Annotated in this window: 14 protein-coding genes and 2 pseudogenes; 13 read left to right on the top strand and 3 right to left on the bottom strand. The window is 43.4% G+C overall.

Going from position 1 to position 20,219, the window contains the following annotated elements; translation table 11 throughout:
• Positions 1 to 2 precede the first annotated feature (2 nt).
• The 5 genes and pseudogenes from M313_RS0119435 to M313_RS0119415 all read left to right on the top strand — a co-directional run bounded on the left by M313_RS0119435 (position 3) and on the right by M313_RS0119415 (position 8,027).
• Positions 3 to 2,159, top strand: coding sequence for a hypothetical protein (locus M313_RS0119435; RefSeq protein WP_010199210.1), 2,157 nt, complete (start codon positions 3 to 5; stop codon positions 2,157 to 2,159).
• Positions 2,156 to 3,979 (top strand): hypothetical protein, encoded by a 1,824-nt coding sequence (locus tag M313_RS0119430; RefSeq protein WP_010199207.1) that lies wholly within the window; start codon positions 2,156 to 2,158, stop codon positions 3,977 to 3,979. Before M313_RS0119435 ends, M313_RS0119430 begins: the two co-directional genes overlap by 4 nt.
• Positions 3,980 to 4,022: 43 nt before the next feature.
• Positions 4,023 to 5,987, top strand: coding sequence for a hypothetical protein (locus M313_RS0119425; protein WP_157182516.1), 1,965 nt, complete (start codon positions 4,023 to 4,025; stop codon positions 5,985 to 5,987).
• 16 nt (positions 5,988 to 6,003) lie between these two features.
• A pseudogene (locus M313_RS0119420) lies at positions 6,004 to 6,384 on the top strand (hypothetical protein); the annotation flags it as partial.
• A 188-nt stretch (positions 6,385 to 6,572) separates the two neighbouring features.
• Positions 6,573 to 8,027, top strand: a complete 1,455-nt coding sequence (locus M313_RS0119415; protein ID WP_010199198.1) for a TIGR02710 family CRISPR-associated CARF protein — start codon at positions 6,573 to 6,575, stop codon at positions 8,025 to 8,027.
• A 233-nt stretch (positions 8,028 to 8,260) separates the two neighbouring features.
• Here M313_RS0119415 and M313_RS24150 read toward each other — a convergent pair whose 3' ends face one another.
• Positions 8,261 to 9,325, bottom strand: a complete 1,065-nt coding sequence (locus M313_RS24150) for a GIY-YIG nuclease family protein (protein ID WP_010199196.1) — start codon at positions 9,323 to 9,325, stop codon at positions 8,261 to 8,263.
• Between the two features lie 184 nt (positions 9,326 to 9,509).
• Between M313_RS24150 and M313_RS0119405 the strand changes: the two genes are divergently transcribed.
• Genes M313_RS0119405 through M313_RS0119395 form a run of 3 tightly spaced genes read left to right on the top strand, consistent with a single transcriptional unit; the run spans position 9,510 to position 14,351 of the window.
• Positions 9,510 to 10,586 (top strand): hypothetical protein, encoded by a 1,077-nt coding sequence (locus M313_RS0119405; RefSeq protein ID WP_010199194.1) that lies wholly within the window; start codon positions 9,510 to 9,512, stop codon positions 10,584 to 10,586.
• A gap of 5 nt (positions 10,587 to 10,591) precedes the next feature.
• Positions 10,592 to 12,619 carry an McrB family protein gene (locus tag M313_RS0119400; protein WP_010199192.1) on the top strand — a complete coding sequence of 676 codons (2,028 nt, stop codon included), beginning with the start codon at positions 10,592 to 10,594 and terminating at the stop codon, positions 12,617 to 12,619.
• Positions 12,603 to 14,351: a DUF2357 domain-containing protein gene (locus tag M313_RS0119395; protein WP_010199190.1), complete on the top strand. Its 1,749-nt coding sequence runs from the start codon at positions 12,603 to 12,605 to the stop codon at positions 14,349 to 14,351. The genes M313_RS0119400 and M313_RS0119395 overlap by 17 nt, the downstream gene beginning before the upstream one ends.
• 218 nt (positions 14,352 to 14,569) lie before the next feature.
• On the opposite strand, the gene M313_RS26505 is transcribed toward M313_RS0119395, so the two are convergent.
• Both M313_RS26505 and M313_RS0119385 read right to left on the bottom strand, forming a co-directional pair.
• Positions 14,570 to 15,433: a sensor histidine kinase gene (locus M313_RS26505; RefSeq protein ID WP_010199183.1), complete on the bottom strand. Its 864-nt coding sequence runs from the start codon at positions 15,431 to 15,433 to the stop codon at positions 14,570 to 14,572.
• Between the two features lie 18 nt (positions 15,434 to 15,451).
• Positions 15,452 to 16,150: a LytR/AlgR family response regulator transcription factor gene (locus M313_RS0119385; protein WP_010199180.1), complete on the bottom strand. Its 699-nt coding sequence runs from the start codon at positions 16,148 to 16,150 to the stop codon at positions 15,452 to 15,454.
• Positions 16,151 to 16,340: 190 nt separating this feature from the next.
• Between M313_RS0119385 and M313_RS0119380 the strand changes: the two genes are divergently transcribed.
• The 5 genes and pseudogenes from M313_RS0119380 (at position 16,341) to M313_RS26190 (ending at position 20,165) form a co-directional block, all read left to right on the top strand.
• The gene (locus tag M313_RS0119380; protein WP_010199178.1) at positions 16,341 to 17,093 is read left to right on the top strand and encodes an ABC transporter ATP-binding protein; all 753 of its coding nucleotides are present in this window, start codon (positions 16,341 to 16,343) and stop codon (positions 17,091 to 17,093) included.
• Positions 17,083 to 18,240: an ABC transporter permease gene (locus tag M313_RS0119375; RefSeq protein ID WP_010199176.1), complete on the top strand. Its 1,158-nt coding sequence runs from the start codon at positions 17,083 to 17,085 to the stop codon at positions 18,238 to 18,240. Before M313_RS0119380 ends, M313_RS0119375 begins: the two co-directional genes overlap by 11 nt.
• Positions 18,241 to 18,633: 393 nt before the next feature.
• Positions 18,634 to 18,996, top strand: coding sequence for a PH domain-containing protein (locus M313_RS0119370; RefSeq protein WP_010199174.1), 363 nt, complete (start codon positions 18,634 to 18,636; stop codon positions 18,994 to 18,996).
• Positions 18,997 to 19,091: 95 nt separating this feature from the next.
• Positions 19,092 to 19,271: pseudogene (locus tag M313_RS27080) on the top strand (hypothetical protein); the annotation flags it as partial.
• 24 nt (positions 19,272 to 19,295) lie between these two features.
• Positions 19,296 to 20,165, top strand: a complete 870-nt coding sequence (locus tag M313_RS26190) for a PLL family lectin (protein ID WP_157182522.1) — start codon at positions 19,296 to 19,298, stop codon at positions 20,163 to 20,165.
• Positions 20,166 to 20,219: the final 54 nt, after the last annotated feature.

The raw sequence follows: 20,219 nt of genomic DNA, 5'->3' as shown, positions 1-20,219 counted from the left end.
CCATGCATACAATTGTAATTCAACTACAGGACGTCCCACAGGATTGGCATCTGATCGAACCGTTCTTTTACAAGGTCCAAAGCGCAGGTCAACTTTCCATCTTTCAGGTGGAGGAGGGTAAGAATGGGAGTGGCTTCGACAAGCTGTATCACGAAATCACTCACCATATGTCCCAGATGAGGGTGTCCAAATGGCAGGCCGTCGTGTTGACAACCGTTCCGTGTCCAAGGCTGAATACTAAACGTCTCACCTGTCTTTTAAAAGAAATGAGGGAGAAGTTTTTCCGGCAGTTCATTGAACATGAACTACCACCACGTGCGGTGGCCTTCCTGATGCTCGATCCTATCAAAAGGACTTCGAATTTTGCTCCAGATGATGGGGACAGCAACCCATATTGGCAACTGGACAATGAGGGATATTATTTTGATGAAATGACAGTGAGACATCCGGCAAATATGTTTGTACAAAGGGAACTAGAGGAGCTTGATGCCACATGGGGCAATCAGTTGAACTTGACCGAAGCGGGCCGTATAGACCGTCCGGATCCAGCATTCATCTCTGTTCTTGTGGAAAAAATAAACCGTGTTTCGGGAAGGTTTATTGAAATCATCCGCGACAAGAAAGAATTGTTAAAACAGGATACCATCATTGGGGAACAACTGACGCTACCGCAATTGGAAAGCTTGGAAGCTTCCTTTTTGCAGCTGTTACAACGAAAGAAAATCCCACCGCTTGCAGAAGACCTCGCAGACTTTGCGCCATCAGCTATTTTAAAGGAACTGTTAAAGGAGAAGCTGTCCATTCAGTCTTCGATTGGCGACTACCGGATTATTCGACAGACTTCTGCCATTTATTCGGTTGAAAAACGAACGACAGCCCTTGTTAATATCGCCTTATTCCTTAATGCCGTCGCATTCAAGGATCACATCCTTTCTCAAATTTCCCCCGGTGGTATTTTTGAATTGGAAGTGGTGTTGCGAAGCGGAAAACTAGAGGAGATGCTTTCCGGTTATGATTCTTCTCTACATGCAGCCAGGACGAAGATTGAGAGCAAGCTCTTAGATAGACAAGGGATGACCCATAATCGATTTGAAGAGGTGCAAGTTCAGCCCTATTCGACAGAGCCACTAAAGGAAAATGAAGGTCTCTTGGCCCCTGTCTTTAAAATCAGAAACCAAGCGACCTACATGCTTGAATGGGAAAAGTACATGGATGGTGTCAGTGCAGAACTGGAAAAAAGGGAAAGGGATATGATTTCTGGTGCCCGTGCCGGTGCAAAAAAAATTCAACAATTGAAAAGAAGAAAGTCCGTGCTTGAAGATGAAAAAGTGGAAATCACCGAGTACTTGGAAGAGTTAAAAGATAAAGTGGACACCCTGTATGCAGAGCTAGATGAAAATGAACCAGGTCAAAGCATCGAGACGAAAGAGTGGGAAAAGCATGAGAGAGTTGCCAACTTCTATATGGAGATCCACTCCAAAGCCTGTCCAACCAAAAAGCAGGTAGCCATTGCCATGGGAGTATCGGGACTGATGCTCTTGGCTCCTCAGTTGTTCTCCTTGGAGTGGAGTACCATCGACTTCCGTAATAACTGGCTTTCTTATTCCATCGTACCTGCAGGAATGTTATTTGGGGTACTTGCCATTGGTTTTCTAGTAAAGGCTTATATGCTAAAGCCAGTGGAACGGTTAAGCAAGAATTCTGAAGACAAGCGCAAAGATCTTTTGCAAAGCCAACAGGAAAGTCATAGGAAGTACAACAACTATTTGAACAAAATGTATGAGCTTTATCGGACGAGGCAGTATTACGAAACCGTCAAAGCCCATTACGATCAGATTAAGCAAGAGAACCATCAGCTCCGCTATCATCAAAGCAGGGTCGATGAATTTCTTGATACATGTGGACGGCTCATCAACAATCTAGGACTCTCGCCAAAATTAAACAAGGAATACCACGATTTTTTCGAAACAAAGTTCAAACCGGAAGTGGATGTCTCAGAAAGTCCGATCTACTCGCCATTTGACTGTCAGATCGAAAAAGAGACGGAGCTTGAAAAACTGTCCATCTCTGTAGGTAAACAAAAAAGCTCCGTACATGCCGGTTATCTTCATGTCATTCAGGAGCTTAGATTAGTAAAAGATCAGGTGTATAAACTATGAATCAATGGCTATTATTATTTACTTCCATCGTCGTGTTCCTTGGAATCATCGCATCCCTTTGGGCGACCAATTATAAAGAAGAAAAAAGACACAAGCAGTTATGGTTCCCGTTCCTTGGTGTCCTGTTCGCCTTGGCGGTCCTTCGAATTGATTATGTCTTGTCCAACCCATATATCAATATGGCCTATGAAAGATTTCCTTTTTTAGAAGGAGCTGTGCTGCTCTTTTTAAACATGGTTATTCTGTTGTTGTTTTTGGGGTTGAAAATGGCTGCAAAAACAGTGGAGGTCACAGGTTCTTGGGTAGTAGCGAAGTTCTCAGGAATCAACCGGTTCTCCAGAGGCTCACGAAACTCCCTATTTGTGACATTGGTTCAACGATTGCCAGAGAACATTCGTAAACGCCTTATTGTAAAAAACGGGGATTCCCGTACGGTTGCGATCGCCTACCATGATGATAAACGGAGTATCACTTTAAAGCCTGAATGGTTCTATCCCCGTAACGTGTTTGTGTTTATCAGCTTTCTACCTGCGTTCATACTCTGTTTATATATTGCAGGCATCGTTTATGGAAGGATAGACGTTGTTCAGCCTTTCCTTCCAACTTATCCGGCTCTTTCTCTGATCGTCATTTTGGAATGCGCCTGGTTCCTTGGCGGAAAGAGGCCGAAACTGCGCCAGGAAACATTTGAAGGGGAGAACAGCAAGTCGAGACTGAATTCCAAATACAAGGATTTATTCCATGTCTACCAAGATATGTGGCCGGAACGAATTCTTACCCAAGGGCATATCGAAACACAGACGGCATCCACTCCAAGCTTTGCTCTATTGGGTAAAGACCCGGCCCTTGGAGAAGTAGAAAAGCAGTTCACAGAAATACTGCAGCGGCTGCAAAAGCGTAACATTCCGTTGCGGGCAAGCCATATGGATTTTTTGAAAAACATCCTTCAAGAAAAGGACGTTCTCTTGGAAGATCCGGTCTATGATGAAATTAGTCCGTTTTTGTTTCCTGCCATCACCTCGATGCTGGTGAAAAATAAAAAAATCGTCGTGCTGACAAAGGATAAACAAAGTGCCGAACATGCAGTAGATTGGATAGAAGATGGCATAAAACGTTCGAGCGGGATCGACTTCCTGTGGAAGGTTGCTACTTTGAACCAGACAATTGAAGAGAAAATTGAAACTAATATTCTCGTACTTGCTCCGGAAAATCTGATGGAAAGAGGCGTGTACGACTATTTCGAGCATGCCAATGGAACGGCGGAATTCGAAGCGGTACTGATGATCGAAGCAGAACGAATCATTATGGAATACGGCATGCTTGTTCATACCTTTACGTTGAGACTGGAGGATTACTTGCAAAAGGAGCTACAATATATTGTTCTTTCTCAATGGGGAGAGGGTCTGGAAGCATCTTTACGAAAAATTACGAAGGCCAATATTTACGACACGCTTGCCACTGTTCCGAAAAGCAGAAACTTCTATTATATAGTGTGGCGCCAAGAGGGGAAGGAGCATTTTCAGAAGCGGCTTTTTCCAAAGCTAACTCATCGCGTCATTGAACCGGAAGCGGCACTTGCGACAATCGCACTCAAATATAATATTGAGAAAATCAGCTACCTGTATCAAGATAAAAACCCGGTCTCAGAAAGTATCGACGAACTAATCGATAATCCTAATCACCTGAGAGAACTGTATATCTCCGGCGACTATATCGATTCTTTCCAGAAACGATCCCATTATTACAAAAATTATTGGGAGGTTCCAAGGGAAGAGCAAGGTTTGTTTTTAGTTAAGGGACTCGAATTACAACCTGATTGACACCATTTCCCAATGTTGGTCCAATGCGAAAGATGAGCTGTTTGTGCACATCATAAGTCCGCCGTATTTGTTGCGTGACTACTTGGCGGGCACGGCAGAATTTTATCTCGACAACAACAGGAAGGTGTCACCGCTGGCTCCGCGACTTTCAAAACGAAATTGGGGCGCCGCCTTGTTTTTACTAGAAAGGATGTCCCATACTCATATCCCGGAGCAAGAGGTCAAAAGCTTCCTCCGAAGCGCGGATATCCAAGAACCAATTGTGATGGAAGGGATAAACCGCTTCTTTCAGCAACATTTTGGTGCAGAAGAGGATTATCGCCATGCAATTGAAGTAAAAAAAGACCGGAGCTTTCATTCGAAAAGCAAGAGTTTTGAGGAAACGGTCTCTTATAAGTTTGCAGTAAGGGTCAGGGAAATGCTTACCAAAAACAGTTATGACTTTTTCGAATTCAAAACCCATACTGGTAAAATTATCGGCAGTGTGTTCAGCGGCCATCTCTTTCAACAATACTTGCCAGGCCAACTGTTAACACTAGATGGGCAACTGTTTCGAATGAATGAATTTAACGAAGAGATGAAGCAAGTGGATGTTAGCTTTCAGTCTCTCACCGGAAAACCGCTGTACCGTCAGAATCAGGTTTACACGATAGGTGATCTTGTAGGCGTAACGGACATCAAGCAGGTTGGTCCTTATGAACAGGTGTTTCAAACAGGCGAAACAGTGGTTGATGTCGTAACGGAAGGCTATTTCAAGTTTCAAAATGATATCAATTTTGATGATGCTTTTTACTCCTATCAAACTCTGACGGAAAAACAAAAACAGCAGGCAAGGAGAATCTATCCAAATGGAAAGGTGCTCAAAGTATCACTTCGTCAACGCCAAGGTTTGTTCGCCATAGAAAATAAAGAGAAAATCGCCTTCACCCTGGCATTCTTGCTAAATGAAACTTTCTTCAGCCTCTTCCCGTCGTCCCATATGTATGTAAAGGCGACTACGAAGCTGTCTGAAGGGTTTAACGATACTCACAAGGAAGACGAGGAGCTATTTGATGGTCTGTTTCCAACTTTAAAGGTGGAACATAAGAACGAAGAAGCCGTGGAACTCTATTTTATTGAAGACTCTACACTTCAGCTTGGATTGCTCGCGTCCATTCAGGAAAACTGGGAGCACATTCTTGAAATTGTGGACGATTATCTAGCCTGGCTGCTCGAGGACCCACTGAATCATGCCGCTTTCTTGAAAATGGGTGCTCCTGATGTACCACATGCCTTTGCTTTGGAAGAAACATCAAACCTAATCCGCACATTGCTGCCGGCTGGTTGCCTGCGTGAGCTCCGCCAAGGCAATCATAAACCTGTCATCCTAAACGATGAAGGCATAGAAAAAATAGAATGTGATTATTGTGCTAAAGAATACTATTCTACCGATTTTGAAGAAGTGGACGAAGGACTTAACCGTTGCTCTTACTGCACACAAACCGCCATCACAGAAGTGTCACAAGTAGAGGCCATTTACCCTGAGATCCGTCAATACTTCGTCAACTCATTTGGCATCGAGCTGCGCCGTGACATCAACATGAAACTGCACAGCGCCAAAAAACTGCACGAACTAAGCGGCATCCCGTTCGTCCCGACAACCAAATACAACCCAAGAATCGTCGGCCGTGCCACCATGGATGAAGACAAAAACATGTCCGTCTATATTGAAATGGGCGCCCCGCGCGTCCAAATCGCCATCACCTTGGCCCATGAACTTACCCACGTCTGGCAGTTTGACAACCTGAACATGCAATACATGACCATCCAAGAAATAGAAGGCTTCGCAAGCTGGATCGAAGTCCACTACGCCCGCTCCATCGACGAAAAGGAATATGCAGACAAAATCCACGACTCGTTGATGAGAAGAAATGACGTCTACGGCCAAGGGTACCGTGATTTGGTTGCGATGATGGAGAAGGATGGTAGATTGGAATCGCCGTTTGGGGTATATATGGTGAAGGGATAAAGGATGTGATGACGCGGTTGCCCGCTTGTATCGTGCGCTCGAGCTATTTGGCCAAAATCAATTAATTGAAAAGTATGGTATCCATTCAAGTAGGTGCAAAAAAGAGCAAATTTCTGAGTCCATTAGGAGTGAATATGTAAAAAGGTATGGAGATCCAACTAGCGAATTTCTTAAATTTGGATTGCATTCAAACTTCCTTCTATTAAATGAACTCGAGGATGACCTAGGAAGATTATATGTGAAACGCCACGATGATATAGTTAAAAGGTTAAGCTTACGTAATATGTCGATTCTGGCACATGGCCTACAACCTGTTTCAGAGAAAGGTTATCAGGAGATGCTTGATTTAATTTTAGAGTTTGCTTCACTCACAGAAAAGGACCTTTTAATTTTATAGAATTGGAATTATAAATATGTAAACGCCTTATTCATATGGATAAAGGCGTTTTATATTTCAATCCCTGTCTAGATAAATATATCCAGGTCTATTATAATCCTGTTATAGGATAATTTTATTAATTGATTATGCACATACATACAAATAGATATATAGATAAAAGGGTGAAAAAGGAGGGGGCAATTTAATTGAAACATCATTTAGCAGTATATTACGAAAAACTCCGCCAAAACAAAGATGAAGCCAAGGAATATTACTTTCAACACATGTTTGATAATGTCTGTCATGAGTTTAAGAAGAAGGTTGCGGAAAAGCAGGCGAACCGAGAAATTCAAGAATATGATTATTTAATCATGACGGTCGGCTACAACATCGAGCCGTTGGTGATGTGGATTAAGGCGTTGAGCCCTAAGCGGGTGTTCTTTTTATGCTCAGAGGATACAGAGAAGTACGTGGATGAGATTTGCAAAAGGGCTGAACTGATTCATACGCAGTGCGATCATGAAGTCATCCGGAAAACAAATGGTACAGATGTTTACGAGATGATTAACAAGTTCATTGAGAAGAATAGAATTATGCAAGAAAACAAGCTTAATAGAGTGGCGATTGATATTACGGATGGTACGAAAAGTATGGTGACCGGCTGCACGCTGACGGCAAATCATCTTGGTATGGACCTGCTCTATATTCATAAGGAGGAATCCGATAGCGGCTATCTTGGAAAAGAGGAGCCGATGATTCTGCAGGACCCGCTTGTGGTGTTTGGTCAGAATGAATATAAGCGTGGGATTGCCAAGTTTAACAGTGAGGATTTTGAAGCGGCGGCAGAGATTTTTAAGGCGATCAAGGAGCGGGTGATCAACCCTCGTAAGTATGAGGTACTTGAAAATCTGGCTGTTGGTTATGCTCATCTGGAATCGATGCGGTTTGATCTGGCACACGACTACATAAGGAAAGCGGTGGAATGGGCGGAGCGAATGGAGTTATCAGAGGTGCCGACGTATGATTTGCGTAAGCAGCTGAAAGCGATTGAACCGTTGATGGCATTGCACGACCGTTCAGACCGTGAAAAACTGAGTAATGACCAGCTTTATTGGCATCTTTACGCTTATTTGTTTGAGATGACGAAGCACTATAAATCCAATAACAAACATGATATTACAGCCCTTTTGACGTATAGGTGTTTGGAGATGACGGTCCAGAGGTTGTTGTTAAAGCATGGTATTTATACGGCCAATGCTAGCTTCAGTCATCTCGATCAGCAACAGTTGTTGAAAGACTACAATGTGCTAGGGGAGCAGGTATTTCCAAATTACCGGCCGTTGCATTATTTTCCGAACAAAATTACCCTGATGAGCGGGCTGATTTTGCTGAGGGCACTGCAAGAGCCAATGGTCCGCGATATTGGACTTGCGGATATGAATAATATGATTACGTTGCGGAATAAAAGCCGTCTTGTGCATGGTTTTGAACTGTTGACAGAAGAGCAAGTGGAGGGGTTCTATAATCGGATAAAGGGCTTGAGTAACTTTGTGTGGAATCATGATAAGCACAACTTGAAGGTTGAGGTTGGTTTTGAGGAGTTCTCCAGTCCATATTCGTTTGTGAATATTAGTTTGCGGAGTAGGTTAGTGAGTGTTTAAGGTTGCTGGAAGCATGCGATGTGGGAGTGCCCCTTGGCATGCTTCTTTATTTTGATGTTGAACTTTAACTAAATCGGGCAAAAATCCAAAAATACGGGCGATTTTTCAGATTTACGGGCGATAATTTGGATAATCGGGCGAAAATAAAAAATTACGGGCGATTTTTCAAAAATACGGGCGAAAATCACAGGTAATCGGGCGATTTGGAAAAAATGGAAAATGAGCACGAGCTCCTATTCTTCAGAAAATACCTCTAAAACTACCGATTCCAACGCATCCAAATCCACACGACTGACCATTTTATACGTACATTTACCACTGCGCAGATAACTGTAGATAATTTGCGCTTTATCAATTTCAAAGCGGCTTACTTCTCGCGCTGCAGCAGGGGCGGCGTCAGTAAGTTCACCCGAAAGCCTCGCGGTAATTTTCTGAAGGACTTCCTCATCCATTCCGTCCCCACCGCCATAAACCTCACTAAACAACACATCTGTCCTCCGAATAAAAAAGCACTTCACCCGTTGTTCATCCAGTTTTTCCGCGACTAACATTAAATGATTTCCTTCCGTAAAGTCCATCACATCTTCTTTTTGCAGTAGGGCCTGTAAAGATTGTATGCAGTTACGGTATCTAGCTGCACGCTCAAAATCCAAGTCGGCCGCAAGTTGCCCCATCTCCTGCTGCATGTCTTCCAGCAACTCTGCACTTTCCCCATTAAGCAAGGCGATTAGCTGTTCCACAATGGCATTGTACTCACCGACTGCTTTGCCTCCAAGACAGATGCCGCGGCAAAGGCCAAGAGAATAGTTTAGGCAGGGAGACCCGTTGATGGCGGGGTTAGAGCAGTTTAGTCGGTATACATCTTTCAATCCTTGTATTGCAAAACTGACTGTTTTTCTGCTTGTATATGGTCCAAAGCTCCAGCCGTCGCCGCCACGCAAGGGCTGGGTGGTTGGGCGAAGACGATAGAGCTTGCCGACTTTTCGAATGGTTAGATAGAGGAATGCCTCTGGTGTTTTCATTTGTCGGTTGTATTGTGGGCGGATTTCTTGGATGAGCTGCCATTCGAGCAGTAGTGCTTCGAACTCCGTATCTGTCTCGATGATCTCTAAATCTCTTATATGTTTGACAAGTTTTCGGACTTTGTTTGAATGAGCAGATGACTCCCTGAAATAGGACTGGACGCGTTGGCGAAGACGTTTTGATTTTCCCACATAGATGACTTGGCCTAAAGAGTCCTTCATTAGATAAACACCTGGTGTAGCAGGTATTTCTTTTATTTTTTGTAAAAGACTCATGACCAATCACCTCTCTAAATAACAACAATCTTTTAGAAAAGAGCTCTCTAGGAAGATAGTTCTATGTTTAAATTTTCGAAACCTTACAAAAACGTGTGTATTCATGTAGAATTAAAAGTGTCATTACTTAATAGAGTACCAAAGAAAATAGGAAACTAACAAGAAATAAGAGGGGGTCATTCAATTGAGCAGGGAAACATGGAAAAAGGTATTTAGTACGATTCCAGATGGAGAATTGGTGGAGTTAGCGGACTTTTGGTCGATACAGGTAAAAGGCTTCCGCCAAATAAATCAGGAAAATATAAAACATGCAAGGGCGATGGTTATCGCTGAAGCATTGAAGCCGCGAAATCTAAAAATGATAAAAGCTTATTACACGATAAATGATGACGAAGCAGATGAACCGGCAGACAAAGGGGACGAAATTACGCTGAATGCATTAATCGAGATATATGAAGAAGGAAAAGAGCTGCATCTGATTCTTGGTGGTTTATATGCGAGCGAAGAGGAGAAGTTTGAAAAGCTTGCGCTGGAGCTGGAAGAGACGTTGCTAGAAAAATATCAGGTGGATGATTTAAGTAGTCTCATAGACAGCAAAGAAAAAAAGGAAGATGAGGTCCAGCAAGAAAAAGGGGAGTCCAAGTCCACATCGGACTGGGAGAAAAAATGGAATAAATCCGAAGACAAGAATAAGGATTTGCGTGCGAAAATAGGAGATTGGGAAAAAAAGTACTCGCAGTTAAAGCAGCAATCTAAGGAAGAGAAACAATCGGCATTGAGCGAGAAGCTAAAGCTGCAGCAGGAACTTGGTACTGAACGGGCCCAACACAGGGAAACGGTAGAAAACAATAAGAAAACCGCTGTTGAAAATGAAACGCTGAAAGAGGAAGTGGCAAAGTTGAAGGGGGAGATTTCTCACTTGAACGCGATGTTGCTTCATCAACAACAAGAAGTGGCCGCAACAGCAGCTAAGGTAGATGAAAAACAACCAGTTGCAACGGATCAAAAGGAAATCGTCTTGGTGGGTGATCCGAAGAATAAATTAACAGAAAATTCAGCAAAACACACCATTCGTGTTTTGGAACTAAAGGATGTTCCGGAAGCACTGGAATCGGATTGGCTTGAAAAGTGCGATGAGGTTTGGATGATGACGTATCTAGTGCCGCCACAGGTGAGAAGGAAGATAAAACGAACGGTACAGAAAAGTATAAAAGAATTTAGCGATTTCCCGACAATGAAACGTTATATAGAGAAAGGTTGAGAGCGATGAATAAGGTTTGGGAGAATGACTTAGTTGGTGTACTGGCAGATGTTGATCAAAGTGAGCTACTGTACAGGGACTCCATTTTAATAAATAAGCAGGACAGTCTCCAGTTTTTTGTCCGAATCATTTCACAGCCTGCCGAAAGCTTTCCGAATGTCAAAGCGGTGACAGGATTTTATTCTGATTTGGAAAAATGGGGATTTGAAGATGATTATTTGCAGCCGGAATTTATTCGTAAAGAAAAATTACGCGAATGGTTGGATGATCGGTTGTTAATTTTCAAGGTGGAGAAACGCATTCGTTACAATCATGAAGAAGTGTATAACATGTTTGGTGTGCGGGTGATGCCGAAGCTTCCAAGTTATGAAAAGGATTTGAAGCTGATTCCTGTTCCTATTTTCAGCCAAAAAGTAAATGGGATGGGGCAGGGTGAATTTATATCAAGGCTTGTAGAGAAGAAATTTGTCGGCCGCATTGTGGAAGTGTCCCATGAGGCGAATGATACCCCTCCGATTGTGCTTTGGAAGGAAGAAACGGATGAGGACGAACAGTTTACAGTGTACGGCGTGTTTGAAAAACATCAGTATGCGCATGGTGGTTTCAACTTTGAATTGCGGGATGAGTTGAAAGGGTTGGACTTGGAGGAAGAGTGGCTGGATGAGTGCTACCTCACGGATGAAAGTCCAAATGTTGCATTTGTGCCAATTGGAATTTATCAGGAGTTATTGAATCGTTTAGAAGAACAAGAGGCGGTACAGGTATCTAGCGAGTTTGCTAGAGAAAATTACCCGCAAGAGACCGGGAGCGGGTCAGCTTCCTTAGAGCAGCAAGCCTCACCGGACATTCAAGGCAGCAGGCAAGAAGTTGCCGTTTCGGTGATGGAAAAGCCGACAAGCGAAATCAACGTACCTGCCCCAAAAGGAAACGAAAAGGAACAGGAGTTTTTGGAGCTTCTATATAGTCACACGCAAGACGCTGGACTCATATATCGAAAAGAGAATCTGATTAATTTTCACACTTCCATGAAGTCGTCGTCTCTTGTGGTCTTGTCAGGAATGAGTGGAACAGGGAAAACAAAGCTGGTGGAGTTGTACAGTCAGTCACTTGGGTTAAAAGGAGAGCAGCTTACAGTCATTCCGGTAAGTCCGTCCTGGACGTCGGATTCCGATCTAATTGGTTATGCGGATACGCTGAATATGGTGTACCGTCCCGGGGATTCTGGATTGATCAATGCCCTTCGAAAGGCGGAAGATGATAAGGATAAGCTTTATATTATCTGCTTTGATGAGATGAACTTGGCAAGGGTGGAGCATTATTTTTCTCAGTTCTTATCGATTTTGGAGATGGATCATGGGAAGCGTGTGTTGAGGTTGTATAACGATGATTTGGAGAGCAGGTTGTATAATTCCGCTCAATATCCGCCGACCATCGTGATTCGGGAAAACGTCTTGTTTGTCGGAACCGTCAATATGGATGAGTCGACTTATCACTTTTCCGATAAAGTGTTGGACCGGGCGAATGTGTTGTCGTTAGATGTGATGCCGTTCACGGAGATGAAACAGCTGCCGGAAAAGAAAAAAGGGATGGTCGCCCGGGCAGATGAAGTCGATTATGACACATTTGAATCTTTTCAATATAAAAATAGAAGTATAAGTCTTCATGATGATGAACTTGCATTGTTGTGGGAGGTTCACCAAATGATGCAGAATGTGAACAAACAGGTCGGAGTGGGTCCGCGGATTGTGAAGCAGATTGATCAGTATTTGGGCAATCTCCCGGTGCAGGAATATATTTTACGGGAGGATGCCTTTGACCTTCAAGTTGTTCAGCGTGTTTTGACGAAGGTGAGAGGGTCTGAAGATCAGCTTAGGGAATTGCTTGGACGCTACAACCGTGAAAAGGATACTGTGGAAGGCAGTTTGTTAATACGATTATTTGATCGCTATACAAATGTATCGATTTTCAAGGAAAGCAGAAATGTCATCAAACAAAAAGCGAAAGAGCTGAAATATAATGGATACACCATGTAGCACGCAGCCTTTTTCGGTTATTTTTACACATGTTTTTCAAAACGGATCTCGGGAAGATTCAGAGGTTCAAAGCTTTGTCGAGCATCTCTCAGACTGGGATGAAACTGTACATGTCTACACGGAGATTCGGGAGAACGTCAATCTTGAGTTGCGTTTCCGCTGTGAGGATCAGGGTGCAAAATGTTATATGGACGGATTTGATGGGCTTGGGGATGACAGGTTGTTGGTTGATCAGGAGTCAGAGGAGAATTACCTTGGCTGCAATGCTCATGTAACACTTTTCAGGCATTCTACTTCCGATAACTATTATCCTTATATTCCTGGTCTGTACAGCTTGAGGGTGGAAACGTCAGATGGGAGGACGTTTTATACGCTCGTAAAGGTTATTTCGAACAGACTTTTTGACGATCAGCTTGCCACGATGCGCTCTGATGTAGAAGGAAAACTAAAGGGTGTTGCCCTCGACGTCATCCGCAAACAGCATAGCCCGAAGAGTTTAGTGGCCTTGCGGATTGATCCGGTATTGTTTCGTCAGTACCAGGTGCTGCAGCATTATTTTACGGATATATACGCCCTTGTTTCCGACCTTGCCAAAAAGGTGCGGTCTTCGGTCGCGAAAGAATACCAGATGCAACCTGCTGAAATGCCTGCGCATGTGGACGTTGTGTCCATTCAGCACCGGTTGAAACGGCCGGATACGATGAATCTGGTGAAATCGGTGCAAAAGCGGATAAATTATGACCTGCCGGAAAATCAGATGTTAAAGGCAATTTTGGAAAAATGGAACAGGTTGTTGCATGAGTTTGTGGCTTGTATGGATACGACCATTAAAGGGTTATCTACTCGCAAGGACTATTCGTTCTCCATTTCCCTTCCATTGGAGAGAAAGCGGCGCCTTGTGGAGGAATTAAAGGAGTATCGTGGAAAAGCAATGCGCATGAGTGGCGCGTTAAGTCTGGTTAAATCCAGCCATTGGTATCGGGAGGTGTCTTATAAAAAGGCACTTGCGGTTCCTACGGTCATGTTTGTGGATGTAAGGTACCGAAAGCTTTATCAAATCGACCAGGCTCTTCAAGGGGATGAGATTCCCGTTCACACAGGGCTTGGACAGCAGTGGAAACGAACCGATCAGTTATATGAGATTTGGGGTTGGCTGCAGGTGGTGGATGTGTTTGGCGAGATGGGCAGTGGAGAGGCCGGGCAACGTGGTAGCTTCGAGATAACTAGTAAGCCTGTCGCAAAGGATAATATGATTCAATATAGGTTTGGAGATATTTCTCTGCATATTACCTATGACGGAACGATTCCGAGCCATCCGGAAGCAACGGATAAATGGACGGTGCCGGTGTATACGACTGGTACAAATAATAATCCGGATGTTCGGATGGATCTGTTCTTACGGGAGATCTATATTGGCACCATTATGATTGACATGAAGTACCGCAAACGTCATGCATTGACAGATTCGATGAGGCAGCTGACAAGCTATGCCGATAATGTCAGGTCTCCCTATATCTATGGGAAAAAGCGTTGGCAGAAATATCGCCCGGTGCATCAGGTGCTTGTGCTCTATCCTGAAAAGCACGGTGGGATTGAAGTGGAGGAACTGGACGGGAAAAGTATCAGTCTCGTCCCATTGACTCCAGCCGAGGATCAGACTGTTTTCCAAGAGACATTAAAGTGGCTTGTGGCGGAAATGCTGTTGGAGGCAGATGAGGAAGGGATACAGTAGAACAACAGATATATTGATATATTGGCAAAGCTCCCGTTTTGAGGGAGCTTTGTTTTTTGTTTTGGAGGGCTAAAATGGATATATTGCATTTACAATGGATAAATGACTTTTACGATGGAAATATCATTTTTACAATGGATATGTCCCCGTTTACAATGGATATATCATTTTTACAATGGATAAGTCCAATCCGCCTGTTACAAATCGAACCTACCCTACTACCGTATCGCCGGCACTTTAATTTTCACGGTGAATTTCTCGTTTTTACACACAAAATCCAAGAAACCTTGGTGCTCCTCCACGATATCCTTGATTATTTTTGTCCCTAATCCTTCGTGATCCCCGCCCTTAGTGGTATGTCCATAAGAAGCGAACAAGGAGTCCAGCACATCAACCGGAACTGGCAAGGTGTTATTTTTGCAGGTCAGCATATACAGACCGCTGCGTTTATAAAATTGTAACGTCAACATTGCCTGCTCCCCGCGCTCACGCTGCCATTCTTCGCATGCATCCAAGCTGTTGCTCAATAGATTCCCAAGCAATGCCACAATCTTCTGGTCGCCGATTGGCAATGTAGACAAAGGCAAATCTAAGTCATACACCACACTGACTCCTGAAGATTTTCCGCGTCGGTACATTTGATGCAGCACGCCAGCCACCACCCCGCGCTCTCCTCTAATGGAGTAGTTGGTTTCTTCATAGTCCTCTACAAGGTCATCGAGATAAAACTTGGCTTCCTGCGCCTTTCCGTTCTCTAGCATAAAGTGGACCGCTGACACATGTTTGAGGAAATCATGTCGCTCGCTGCGGACAATACGGAACGTTTCATTGATATGAGCTCGTTGCTCCTCGTGTTGAGCAAGGTCCCGGTGTAATCTAATAAAATATTGACCAATCGATAACCGCACGTATTCGCATGCGATAAATGCGATTAGTGGTCCTACCGCCAACCATGCAGGAAGGTTGACCCCTAAAGCGACCGCCACCACGACAACTTGCACACCACAAAGAGCACTATTGACCTTCCAACCTAAGATTCTAATCGGTGCTGCTATTTTTCTATGAAAATAAGTCTTCAACACTAATCAATCCTCTTCTTTTTAGAAATAGTTCTCTTGCAAAAAGTCCACCTTATCCTTTGTGATCATTGCTTGTTCCTCCATGCCTTCAAACGTTACGATGTACGAGTTCTTCGCATAGAGGGAGAAGTTTTTCACGTGATGAATGTTAATGATGAAAGAACGGTGGGAGCGGAGAAAGTCTCGCTCGCGCAGTTCTCCTTCTAGTTCATTTAATGTTTGGTAGGTTTTGATAGGGCCGCCTTTTGTGTAGATGGTTGTGGAGCGGCCAGATCTTTCAATAAAAACAATGTCCTTTTTTTGAACGATGTGGATGTCGTTTTTTTGTTTAAGATAGAGTCTGCCGGCGATCTCGGCAGACTTGGATTTTTCCAATAATCTTTCTATGCTTTTCACCAGACGGTCTTTTGGATAGGGCTTCATGATGTAGTCGTGCACGTTCAATTCGAAGGCGTGGACGGCATAACCACTGCTGCCAGTGACAAATATAACTGCGATATTCAATGCGTGTGAGTGGATGATGTCTGCTAGTTCATAGCCGGAAAGGTTTGGCATTTCAATATCTGCAATCAAAAGGTCCACGGCTTCTTTTTTTATATAATCATAGGCTTCTTCGGCAGATTGAGTAGAGAAGACGATCTCCACATTCGGAACGGCTGCCACAATTCCATTTAGTTTGTCCAAATCTATGTATCTGTCATCTACAAGACCAACTCGCATTGTTTTACCCTCACCTTGATGATATTAGTACATCCCATTTTCATGATAATTATCTTTATTTTACCATCAAAAATGTAGAAATGGTCATTTTCACGACATCAAAAGGAATATTCGCGACATAACTAGAGATTCCTAACCAAATAGTTTGTATGATGAAAACAAGAAATCAAACAAACGAGGTGAAAGAAACATGATTGAAATTAATCAAGTAACAAAGAAATTTCAAGATAAAAAGACTTATGTCACGGCGCTCAAGCATGTAACATTTACGGTGAACAAAGGGCAGGTAGTCGGTTTGCTGGGGGAAAACGGTGCTGGAAAGACGACTTTGTTAAGGTCCATCGCGACGTTATTAACACCAACAGACGGATCCATCAGTGTGGCGGGTTTTGATACCGTTAAAAATTCAGATTCTATTAAAAGAAAAATCGGGGTACTGTTCGGAGGGGAAACTGGCTTATATGACCGCCTGACTGCACGCGAGAACCTGGAGTATTTTGCGGCTCTATACGGAATGAGCAAGCATGAGACAAAGGTGCGGATTGAAGAGTTAGCGAAAATGTTCGGGATGAAAGATTACTTGAATCGGAAGATCGGCGGCTTTTCGAAAGGAATGCGTCAAAAGGTGGCAATAGCCCGCACGTTGATTCACAATCCGGATATCATTTTGTTCGATGAGCCAACAACGGGTTTGGATATAACGTCTTCTAATGTATTCCGCCAGCTTGTCCATCAGTTAAAGCGTGATGGGAAAACAATCATTTTCTCTAGTCACATCATGGAAGAAGTGAGCATGCTGTGCGATTCGGTGGCAATGATGCATAAAGGAGAACTTGTCCACCATGGCTCTTTGGAAGCCTTATATAAATCAGAAGGTTCTCGTGACCTTAACTATATTTTCATGAGTAAACTTGTAAGGGGGAACGAAGACTATGCTTCGTAAAATATACTTTAAAGAAATGAAAGATTCATTCCGAGATAGAAGGACACTATTATTGACCGTTTTATTGCCGATTGTGATGATGACAGGACTTGTATTATTTTACGAAAGCATGTTGTCAGATGGGGAAGGGGAAACTTATACCCTAGCTGTGAATGAAGCGTTTGGTGCAGAGGAAGAAGCTTTGTTTGCTAGAGTTGAAAATATTGAATTTTTAAAAGCGGAAGATCCAGAAGCGTTGTTGGAAGAAGGAGAAGCGCAGGCTGTATTGATTATAGAAAACGGATTTTTTGGAAAAGTTGAAAATGGCGAAGCGACTGTTGTGACACTTATAGGTAATTCTTTTAGTCAAAGCTCTTCCATGCTAATGGGGGAGGTCACTAGTGTTCTTGGAGCCTATGAAAAATTGGTGATTGCAGATCGACTAGAAGCAGAAGGTACGCCTCAGGAGCTTGTTCAACCATTTACGATTGAGCAGAAGGAACTGACAGAGGAGACAGCAGGTGTAAATATGGTTGCCATGCTTGTACCGTTAATTTTAGCTTTAGCGATTGGAATTGGAGCAGGCCCTTCAGCCTCTGATTTGTTTGCGGGAGAAAAAGAGAAGAAAACGATGGAAGCGTTATTGATGACACCAGTAAACCGAATGACTTTGTTACTTGCTAAATGGTTAACTATTTCAACGATTGGTGCACTGACTGGTATTGTCACGTTGATTGTAGTTGCGCTGGAAATCACCTTCTTAACGGAAAATATGAAAAATGCCATTTCGTTTGGTGAAAATGTTTACTTAGTGGTCGGATTTGCAATCTTCGTATCGGTTGTCTATGCCATGTTCATTGCTACGTTGCAAATGATCACAAGCATCATGGGTAAAACAGTAAAAGAATCGCAAAGCTATAGCACCCCAATTATGATGATCGCCGTGTTCCCTATCATGATTATCTCTGGTATTGGAATCAATGAACTATCATTCGAACACTTTGCGATACCAATCATGAACATCTTTACCGTACTAAAAGAACTAAGCTTCGGCATCATCAACTACGAACATCTCGCCATCATGATCGGAAGCAACCTCATCTGCATCATCGTCGCATTTGTGATCGCTAGGATTATGTTCTTGAAGGATAAATGGGTGATGAACTGAAAAAGGGGTCTGACCCGCTGTGCGGTGAAGTGATGAAGAGATAAAGAGGGGTCTGACCCGCTGTACGGTGAAGTGATGAAGGATTTAGTGGCAAAGCTCCTTTATGGGGCTTTGTTTTTGTTTTAGAGTGCGGGAAGGTGAGCTGGAAGGCTATAATGGATATATTGGATTTACAATGGATATATGATTTTTATGATGGATATTTCGTTTTTACAATGGATATATCCCCGCTTACAATGGATATATCATTTTTACAATGGATAAGACCATTTGTTGGTGGTTTCCGTTAGATTGCCGTCTACCAATTATCCAAAAATACACATCTTCCATGCAGGATTAACCCTTTGTTTATATAATACTATCAATATAGGTGAAATAAAGGAGGATGAAAGCATGGCAGTTAACACATTAATGACATGGACATTCTTGTCAGAAACAGCTGTAACCCGAGACATTGAGGATATTTTAATTGAAGGGGAAAGGGCGGAAATTGCGTATAAAACTATCCGGGATATAGCGGTTGTCACAAATAAACGGATTATAATTGCGGATCGTCAAGGCCTCACTGGGAAAAAAGTTGAGATGTACACGATTCCTTTTAAATCCATTGTGATGTACTCTTCGGAAAACGGTGGGATGCTCGATACCAATGCGGAATTAGAGCTATGGACAAAGGCGGGTACGTTCAAACTGAATATTAACAAAAAAGTGGATATCCGCAAGCTAGACCGATTAATTGCTGAGCAAATCCTATAATACCTTCGCACCTTTAATCACATAGAACATGCACCTCCCCACACTCTCTCTGCATAAGCTATTAGGCAGAAGTCTAGTTAGGGGAGGTTTTTTTTATGTATTCCAATCAACACTATGGGCAAAATCCTCATGCATTTCGGCAAACACCGGCTGATGAACGTTTGATTTATGTCTATCCTCGTCCAAGGCCATTTTATCCTTATTACTATCCATACTATCCGGCGCCATATTTTTATCCTTACTACTATCCTCGTCCACGCCCGTACCCGTATTACAGAACGGACGATAATGAAAATGAAATGCGTGCAAGTTGGCGGGAATGGGAGGATCTTGGATTGCCTTTACTTGGAATGAAAGGGGCACCTGCAGTATCTTCTTGGTCTGCTAATCGTCTAGATACGTTCGTTCGCGGAGAAGACAACAGATTATGGCAAAAGTTCTGGAACGGAAGACGCTGGAGCCGCTGGAATGACCTTGGTGCACCACGAGGCGGCTTGAGAAGTTCGCCGGCAGCCGTATCATGGGGACAAAATCGTATCGATACATTCGCGCGCGGTGCCAATGAAGCGATGTGGCACAAATGGTGGGATGGGCAGCGTTGGAGTCAGTGGGAGGATTTAGGATCCCCACGTGGTGGCTTTAAAGGAACGCCATCTGTAGCTTCTTGGTCAGTTAATCGTTTGGATTGTTTTGTTCAAGGCATGGACAATAACATGTGGCACAAGTGGTGGGACGGATCTAGCTGGAGTCAGTGGGAAAATCTTGGTTCCCCACGAGGCGGCTTGACCGGTTCCCCGGGTGCAGTTTCATGGGGGCCAAACCGCATCGACTGTTTTGTCAGAGGGATGAATGAGCGCATGTGGCACAAATGGTGGGACGGAAGAAGTTGGAGCCGCTGGGAGAATCTCGGCACCCCACGAGGCGGGTTTGAAGGTGCGCCTGCTGCAGCTTCATGGGCACCAAATCGGATCGATGTTTTTGTAAAAGGTGATGACAACCGCATGTGGCAGAAATATTGGAATGGCCAACGTTGGAGTGAGTGGGGCAATCTTGGTGCGCCTCGTGGTGGTGTGCAATCCCATCCAGCAGCAGTTTCATGGGGAGGAGGCAGAATCGACACCTTTGTAAGAGGCAACAACAAGAAAATGTGGCACAAGTGGTATGCGTAATTAACAGAAAATTATTGAAACTAATTAAATATAAGGATAAACTGGTAATACCAC

It is taken from the genome of Bacillus sp. m3-13, from assembly GCF_000175075.1.
GTDB lineage: Bacteria > Bacillota > Bacilli > Bacillales > Bacillaceae_I > Sutcliffiella_A > Sutcliffiella_A horikoshii_C.
The sequence above is the reverse complement of the archived record's forward strand: the minus strand, read 5'-3'. Positions and strand labels throughout refer to the sequence as shown.

Bases quoted from the DNA above. Each gene is read 5' to 3' on its own strand.
- M313_RS0119435 (WP_010199210.1), top strand. From the start codon at position 3: ATGCATACAATTGTAATTCAACTACAGGACGTCCCACAGGATTGGCAT.
- M313_RS0119430 (WP_010199207.1), top strand. From the start codon at position 2,156: ATGAATCAATGGCTATTATTATTTACTTCCATCGTCGTGTTCCTTGGA.
- M313_RS24150 (WP_010199196.1), bottom strand. From the start codon at position 9,325: ATGAGTCTTTTACAAAAAATAAAAGAAATACCTGCTACACCAGGTGTT.
- M313_RS0119400 (WP_010199192.1), top strand. From the start codon at position 10,592: ATGAATAAGGTTTGGGAGAATGACTTAGTTGGTGTACTGGCAGATGTT.
- M313_RS0119395 (WP_010199190.1), top strand. From the start codon at position 12,603: ATGGATACACCATGTAGCACGCAGCCTTTTTCGGTTATTTTTACACAT.
- M313_RS0119385 (WP_010199180.1), bottom strand. From the start codon at position 16,150: ATGCGAGTTGGTCTTGTAGATGACAGATACATAGATTTGGACAAACTA.
- M313_RS0119380 (WP_010199178.1), top strand. From the start codon at position 16,341: ATGATTGAAATTAATCAAGTAACAAAGAAATTTCAAGATAAAAAGACT.
- M313_RS0119375 (WP_010199176.1), top strand. From the start codon at position 17,083: ATGCTTCGTAAAATATACTTTAAAGAAATGAAAGATTCATTCCGAGAT.
- M313_RS0119370 (WP_010199174.1), top strand. From the start codon at position 18,634: ATGGCAGTTAACACATTAATGACATGGACATTCTTGTCAGAAACAGCT.
- M313_RS26190 (WP_157182522.1), top strand. From the start codon at position 19,296: ATGCGTGCAAGTTGGCGGGAATGGGAGGATCTTGGATTGCCTTTACTT.